General features: G+C 48.5%; 5 protein-coding genes, 1 tRNA gene and 1 rRNA gene. 4 read left to right on the top strand and 3 right to left on the bottom strand.

Features of this window, described 5'->3' with window-relative positions:
- Positions 1-43: 43 nt before the first annotated feature.
- Positions 44-158, top strand: a 5S ribosomal RNA gene (rrf, locus tag CWI70_RS12325).
- A 161-nt stretch (positions 159-319) separates the two neighbouring features.
- Here the strand turns inward: rrf and CWI70_RS12320 are convergent.
- A complete protein-coding gene (locus tag CWI70_RS12320; protein WP_126774177.1) occupies positions 320-3,754 on the bottom strand; it encodes a translocation/assembly module TamB domain-containing protein in 3,435 nt (1,144 codons plus the stop codon).
- Complete coding sequence (locus CWI70_RS12315; RefSeq protein ID WP_241967907.1) at positions 3,751-5,499, bottom strand: autotransporter assembly complex protein TamA; 1,749 nt, start codon at positions 5,497-5,499, stop codon at positions 3,751-3,753. Before CWI70_RS12315 ends, CWI70_RS12320 begins: the two co-directional genes overlap by 4 nt.
- 179 nt (positions 5,500-5,678) lie before the next feature.
- Here CWI70_RS12315 and CWI70_RS12310 point away from each other — a divergent pair.
- From CWI70_RS12310 to rimI, 3 genes are all read left to right on the top strand, one after another.
- A tRNA-Trp gene (locus tag CWI70_RS12310) sits at positions 5,679-5,755 on the top strand.
- A gap of 75 nt (positions 5,756-5,830) precedes the next feature.
- The gene (locus tag CWI70_RS12305) at positions 5,831-6,211 is read left to right on the top strand and encodes a hypothetical protein (protein ID WP_126774175.1); all 381 of its coding nucleotides are present in this window, start codon (positions 5,831-5,833) and stop codon (positions 6,209-6,211) included.
- On the top strand, positions 6,208-6,663 hold the full coding sequence (gene rimI / locus CWI70_RS12300; RefSeq protein ID WP_126774173.1) for a ribosomal protein S18-alanine N-acetyltransferase: 456 nt from the start codon (positions 6,208-6,210) through the stop codon (positions 6,661-6,663). Before CWI70_RS12305 ends, rimI begins: the two co-directional genes overlap by 4 nt.
- Here the strand turns inward: rimI and CWI70_RS12295 are convergent.
- Positions 6,660-6,971 carry an ArsR/SmtB family transcription factor gene (locus CWI70_RS12295; protein ID WP_126774171.1) on the bottom strand — a complete coding sequence of 104 codons (312 nt, stop codon included), beginning with the start codon at positions 6,969-6,971 and terminating at the stop codon, positions 6,660-6,662. The genes rimI and CWI70_RS12295 overlap by 4 nt on opposite strands.
- Between the last annotated feature and the right edge of the window lie 2 nt (positions 6,972-6,973).

The raw sequence follows: 6,973 nt of genomic DNA, 5'->3' as shown, positions 1-6,973 counted from the left end.
AGCCTACACAATCAGCTTTGACCTTATTTTTGACAAGTTTATGCCTGGCGGCCATAGCGAAGTGGAACCACCTGATCCATTCCGAACTCAGTAGTGAAACGCTTCAGCGCCGATGGTAGTGTGGGGCTTCCCCATGTGAGAGTAGGACACCGCCAGGCTTTAAATAGAGAACCCCAGTCCAAATGGACTGGGGTTTTTTTTATGCCTCACGGACAACTGCGTTGTTCGCTATTCGCTGTTTGTTGTTGGTTTAAACCAAGAGCGAACGCAGTGAGCGTGCAAACAGCAAACAGCAAACATCGCTCTTCGCTTTTATCTATTAACGCTCGAAGGTGTAGAAGATGTCGCCACCTTGAGCCTGACTACTGGTCATGGTTTCAATGAGTAAACGCTCAGTTAATTGATAGCGAACCATAAAAGTATTCGTACTCTCTAGTAGCCCTACGCCATATCTGACAAAAAGTTTTGGCGACAAATACTTACCGATATAAAAAGACGTTTCGCGTGTGTTTGGATCGTTATCAATACCGAACTCATCGATACCAAAAGAGTCTTGTAACGACTCTCCGATAGCATCAGTTCCCTTGGCTCCCAACATAAGCAGCGCTTGTAGTTGAATGTCTTCGGATCCAGTTGATGATGCCGACTGCATGCTCTTACCTAATATCAGGTACGAAAGAATTTCTGAATCAGGCATGGCAGGTGTCGAGAACAAACGAAAGTCTGGCTCAGTTAATGTTCCTACCACCTGTGCGCCAACGTTGACATTGCCAACGCTATTGCCATTCGATATGTCGCGTTTCACTCTTAGGTTTAAGCCTGGGTTACTGATATCGCCACCGTTATATATAAAGGCTCCGCGATCAATATTCAGCTCCTGTCCATAGAGTTCATAGCTACCGTTGGCGACATTGATACTACCGATTGCGGTAGTCGGACGCCGCGGTTCTTCCATAATTTCAAGGCTACCTTGCAGTCGGCCAGTAAAGCCGTACGCGTCAACGGTCACTTGCTGCCCTAGATTAACGCGTATTTGGGCGTTGACCTGTAGTTCATCTCCACCTACTAATGCATCTTTGACTGGCTCCCCGTCGCGGGTGATAACTACATCGTTACTGTTGCTGACCGAAGTTTCAAAGTCGGGGGCTGCAATCGCTGCAAAAGGCACATCTACAGTACCTGCAATATCGATGCTACGATTGTTAACGTGAACGGTTAGATTTGGGCTTACATCGACAGTTGCTGTAGGCATTTGTAAGGCACGGAAGTTTTGTCCAGTGATCCTCAAATAGGCCTCAGCGTCTAGGGGCATGGCCACCCCCTCCACCAATACCCAGCCGTCGTCACCTGCTTTGGCTTGACCTTGAATCTCGATCTCATCCTCAGCTCCCGCTTGATCGATCAAAGCGAGCCGAACGTCATTGAAGACAAAGTTGGTTTCTGCGAAGACGACGGATTCTGCATAGACCTCCATGTCACCGCTGAAACTTGGTTCTGCCAATGAGCCTGTCAGATTAAGCTGAGCCGTGGCTTTGCCGCCGTTGTAGCGCATGCCGGGTAAAACCCAGTCAAGCATTGCTAGGTCATCCAATGCAAATAGCAGACTTCCCTCGACTTTAGGCTCGGTGTAGATATCTAGTAACGCCAGATCACCGAACAAGCCACCTTCATTGTTAGCAAGTTGACCTTCGACTTCAGCGGTAATGGCATCGGCATTGCCACGAGCTGCGAGCTCCCAATACGATAGTCGGGTACTTGTTTCTTGGTTTAAGGCAAAAAATACCGTGTTATCACTGGTTAATTGCAGTCCTAGGTCGCTCATTTGCAAGCTATCGCGACGAAAAGTTGCCGTCGCATTGAGCGAAACTAATCCTGCAATGCGCTGTGCTACGTCGCGCTCTCGGAAACGATTCAATAACCATAGCGAGAGTCGTTCGCCAGTTAGGTTCGCAATAACGCTTTCTTGGGTAAGGGCCAACTCGGTGCATAGTACTCCAAATTGGTTAGCGTCATGCTGTAAACACAGTTTATCCAATTCCGCCTGCCAAACCTGCTTTTGTTGTTTAATTGCGAGCTGTGTTGGTTCGGTGAGTAGCCAACTGTCTAAACTGGCGGTTTGGAGCTTAAATTGCTGGAATAGAATTTGAAACTCGCTGAGCTGCGCCTGCGTATCAATGCTAAATTCTGTTTCAAGTGACTGTAGTTCACTCAAGCCAGCAGGAAGGTGAGGGAGCTGCTGAAGATCTTTCACGAACAAGCTTCCTCGTAGATTGTCATTAGCGGTTGACCCGTTCAGCTTCAGTTCGGTTTGACCAAGTGCTATAGCGAGGTCTGAGAAACTGAGTTGATTGTTATTGAGCTCAAGGCTACCCGCGAGCAGTGCTTCATTGCCAGCAAGGCCTATGGTGCTGCGTCCTGATTCAATATCTAAACTGACATCTAAGGTGTCTTCCCATGACGCCTTAAGCGTTCCCTGCATTTCAAACTCAGGGCTCGAAAGGGAAAGCTTGGCAACTTCGAGTTGTGTCATAGACCCAGAGCCTTCAATCTCAACTGTTAACTCTTCGATGAGAGATTGCGTGGCGGTCTTCATGCCCATGACCGATTGGTTCGCAAACTGAAAGTCATCGAGGGTTCCTACAATTTGGGTAAATCCGACTTCGGCTTGTAGGTTAAGGTCCGTGGTCTGAAAACCTAGGTTCGTGTAAGAAACAAGTATGTCGAACGGCATCTGTTCATAGTCGCGACTAAAATCATTGTGTTGCCAGAAGCCATTGAGCGTCACTTCGCCATAATTATTGAGGTTAGTTGCCGTGAGCTGGTTGAGTTGAATTTTGTCATTGTCAATTTGTGCGTTACCCGACAAAAACGAATCGGCGTTGATGTAGTTGTCACTGACAAAGGCATAGTCCGTCAACCAAGGTTGCACCAAATTCAACGGTAATTCAGTTAATGTCAGCTCGCCTTGCCACGTTGGGTTCGCTAGTGGTGAATTAACGGTAGCCGTTAATTTCTGTTCCGGTGTGTTCGCGCCCTTGAATGTACTCGTTATTTGCAAGGGAGCATTTTGCAAAGCGCCATCGACATTAACTGTACCTTCAATCATAGGAATACGCGTGTCAACGAACGCTAATGTATAGCTACCGGCAACCTGTAACGGATAGTTGTTTTTAAGGTGAGCAGAAACACTGCCGTTATGAGCAAAACTAAATTCTGGTTGCTCTGTGCGTAAATTGAATCCATTAAGCTTCAATTGACTGTCAACTAGGCTCAGCGAGCTCGATAATTTGATGGTTAAGGTACTGAGAGCGCTCGCATCGTCAGCAGATTGGAAGGCGAAATTAGTGATAGTTAATTCAGCAACATCCACTGTAAAAGGTAGGTCAATCGTGGGTAATACAATAGGTTCGTCGTCGCGCTGAGCTTGCTCGAGCAGCTGCAGCTTTGAGTTATACAGGCTTAGTTTTTCAATGGTCAACTGACTATCTAACAATTCCCAGGGTCGCCAAGCCACAATGACTTCGTCGGCACTGTAGCGTTGTGTGGGCGTTTGTAATACGAAGCCATTGAGAGTGAGTTGATCAATGAGACTACCTTCGAGTTGGTCATAGCTCACTGATACTGGGGCAAACTTGAGCGCCTGCGACAGCATGAAGCGCGAGCCGGTCGTGGTGCTTACCAACACGTATAACAAAACAGGTACGAGGATGAATAAGGCTACAATCACCGTAGCTAATCGTTTTAACCATCTCATAAGTCTGGCCCTATGGTTAAATGCAAGCGCCAAGGTTTATCAGGTTCATCTACTGCTTGTGCGACATCTAAGCGAACAGGGCCGATCGGCGATAGCCAACGTAGTCCAACCCCATAAGTCTGCTTCCAGCTCATCGACCAATCCATACCGCTATTACCAAGGTCGGTGAACAGGGCGACACGCCAATTTGGCGCTACTAAGTAATCAACCTCAGCGCTGGCTACGCCAAGGTAGCGCCCCCCCACCACGACACCTTCGTCGTTGGTTGGACCTAGTTGCTGATAGGCATAGCCGCGGACACTATGGTCGCCCCCCGCAAAAAAACGTAATGATGGTGATATTTCTTCGAATGCATTGGTCTCCATTGCGCCTAATTCTGCCCGCGCGAGTATGCGCCACTGCTCGTTGAGCGAATAAACAGCTTTACCGCTTAGGGTTAGCGAATAAAATGTGGCACTCGACAGAACGCTATCACTCGCCCCTTGGAGTCGCGCACTGACGCGGTAGCCACTATCGACTAAGTTACGGTTGCGTGGGTCCAGATTGCTACTAACATAGCTAAATTCGGCGCTTGGCACTAAAAAGTTCGACGTTTCTCGGGGATCTGTGCCAAAGCGAAAGTCTTCTTGTTGATAGCTTAATTGGTAGGTACGCTGCCAGCGGTCGTAATGGCGTGTATCGCGCGCACTGGTGCGATAAAGCGTCGACTGGAGCTCTTCATAACTACGATCGATGACTTCACCAGTGAGGCTGTATTGATCTCGTGCCGGGTTTTTGCCTGGAATAATGTAATCAACAAAGCCAGTGCTCTGTACCTGCGAGAGTCGTAAAAGACTCGAAATTCGGTGCCCTCTGTCATTTACCCAGCGTCGATCAAAGGCTAACGTTAGACGCGCACCTGTGTCGGTGCCATAGCCTGGGCCAACTTGGTAGAAATCGCGTTGATTAGGTGTCACCCGAACTGATACCGGAACTTGTTGGCTTTTAGCTTCTTGCCATAACGGTGCCACTTCCACCGTTTCAAAATAATCGCTCCCAGCCAGTGCTACTTGTAGATCCAGCAGATCGCGGGTGTGAAACAAATCCCCTTCGGCAAACTGAAAGTAGCGTTCGATAAATTCGCTCGATAAATGGTTACAGCAGATTGAAACGGTACCAAAGCGGAATCTTTCACCGCTGGCGTAGGTGAGTCGTACAGCCGCGCTAGCATCACTCAATTCGACGTGGAGTTCTTGCTGGGTAAACTCTGCGTCGTAATAACCGCGTTCGGCAGCGAGGTTGCGTAGCATGGTTTTTACGCGTTCGTAATCGGCGTGAAGTAAAGGCTCGCCAACTTTCACCGGAAACCGTTTGCGTAATTCTTTATAAGCCTCGTCTTGTCCTAGTGCGCCGGTAACATTAATGGCGACTTCGCTGATGCGTGTGCGCTCGCCCAGTTCAATAGCGTAGGTTACTTTGATTTGCTGCTCGCTAGTGATGATGTCAGTGTCGACTGTTGTGTGGTAATAACCAAAAGGTTGAAGTGCTTGCTTGATCTCAGTTTCGCCACGGCGCGCTAAGAAACGCACGCGGAAAATACTCGGAGCAGACTGACCAGAGTATTCTAATAGTCCAAGGTAACTCTCGACGTTGGTGGCAAGCTCACCATCAACACCGCTGTAGGAGACCTCTAAAGTTGCATCGTTTCGCTGTTGTTGGGCGCTCGCGGAGTTGCTCAGCAAACACCCACAAAGTATAACGAGCAAGCATATTCCATTGCGTAAGATCACTTCGTCACCGTTACTTGCTTATTGAATCGCTCATAAAAATCAGTATATCAGAGCAATTACATGAAATCGGTGAAAAAATCTGCAAGTGAACTGTAAATAGCTATAAAACACTTGCCAGCACACAAGTGGCCAGTATAATTCGGGTTCTACTTTGCAGGGGTGTAGTTCCAATTGGTAGAACAGCGGTCTCCAAAACCGACGGTTGGGGGTTCGAATCCCTCCACCCCTGCCACTTTTAAGTCATCTCCAAATTCGCTAAGCTACAACCTTCTTCATTTTAGTGTGGGCGTTATCACTCGGTGTCGCTATGACCATTGATCACAAGAATCCTCCGCTTTGGAGCACGCAACAACAGCAAGCGCTTGCCGCACTTAAATTGACCTTGTGGCGCAGCAAAGGCAGTGATGAACAATCCGCGATTGCATCGGAATCGACCACGAAAACCGTTAATTGTTACAAAGCTGGGCCTTGGCTATTCGTGAGTGCTAAGCCGCTCGCTGTCGACTTACCTGTTTGGTTGCGTGATCTTACTCGAGCCTGTTCGGGCACCGCTGAGCGACCAGCAGAAGTGAGTCCTTCGGCTGTGGCTGAGTGGCAACAAGAGTTGGTGCTGCAGCTTGCGGAGAGCCTGCCGTCAGCCGCAGATAAGAAAGCTCTGTGGCGGCACATTGCCCATCGAGAACAATGATCACTCGATTAACTCATTACGAACCTCGCATGTTGGCGATTGAACAGGCAAGCCATGTTGTTCCTTGGTCAGAGCGCACGCTCGAATCCTGTTTTCAAGCGGACTACCGCGTCTATGGCTGGTTTGCGGGCTCGGAAAAAGTGCTGCAAGGTTTTTATATTGCACATCTGGTGTGTGATGAGTTGACGTTGATGAACATTGCGGTACATCCCGACCTACAGGGGCAAGGCATAGGTCGTTTACTGATGCAGCACCTTTTAACCCTGGCAACGCAAGAACACGCAAGCATTTGGCTAGAGGTCAGAGCATCAAATAGGCCAGCCCAAGCACTCTACTTGAGCGTAGGCTTTAGCGAAGTTGGTCGACGGCCCGATTACTATGCAGTGGCAAATGGCCGTGAAGATGCAGTCGTCATGCGTTGGGATGCGGCAGACAGAGTGGAAGAAAGTTAATAGTCTGGGCAGAATTTAGTCTTTAACAGGCGCATGAATTGCAACGTGTCTTCGTCATTAATTGAATAGTAGATCGTTTGCGCTTCTTTACGAAATTTGACCAAGCCTTGTTGTCGCAATACTGCCAAATGCTGCGAGAACGCTGACGGGCTCAACGGGAAATGCTGATTCAACACACCCACGCTCTGTTCACCATTGGCTAGGTGACAAAGGATTTGCAGGCGATGTTCATTGGCAATGGAGCGCAAAAATGTAGCAGCTTGTTGCGCTTCTTCCTGTTGCATTTCTTCGATTGTCAGCGTACTCATGC

The organism is Pseudidiomarina homiensis (assembly GCF_003987225.1).
GTDB classification, from domain to species: domain Bacteria; phylum Pseudomonadota; class Gammaproteobacteria; order Enterobacterales; family Alteromonadaceae; genus Pseudidiomarina; species Pseudidiomarina homiensis.
The sequence above is the reverse complement of the archived record's forward strand: the minus strand, read 5'-3'. Positions and strand labels throughout refer to the sequence as shown.

Excerpts from the sequence above, each read along its gene's own strand:
- CWI70_RS12320 (WP_126774177.1), bottom strand. The coding sequence starts at position 3,754 with ATGAGATGGTTAAAACGATTAGCTACGGTGATTGTAGCCTTATTCATC.
- CWI70_RS12305 (WP_126774175.1), top strand. The coding sequence starts at position 5,831 with ATGACCATTGATCACAAGAATCCTCCGCTTTGGAGCACGCAACAACAG.
- rimI (WP_126774173.1), top strand. The coding sequence starts at position 6,208 with ATGATCACTCGATTAACTCATTACGAACCTCGCATGTTGGCGATTGAA.
- CWI70_RS12295 (WP_126774171.1), bottom strand. The coding sequence starts at position 6,971 with ATGAGTACGCTGACAATCGAAGAAATGCAACAGGAAGAAGCGCAACAA.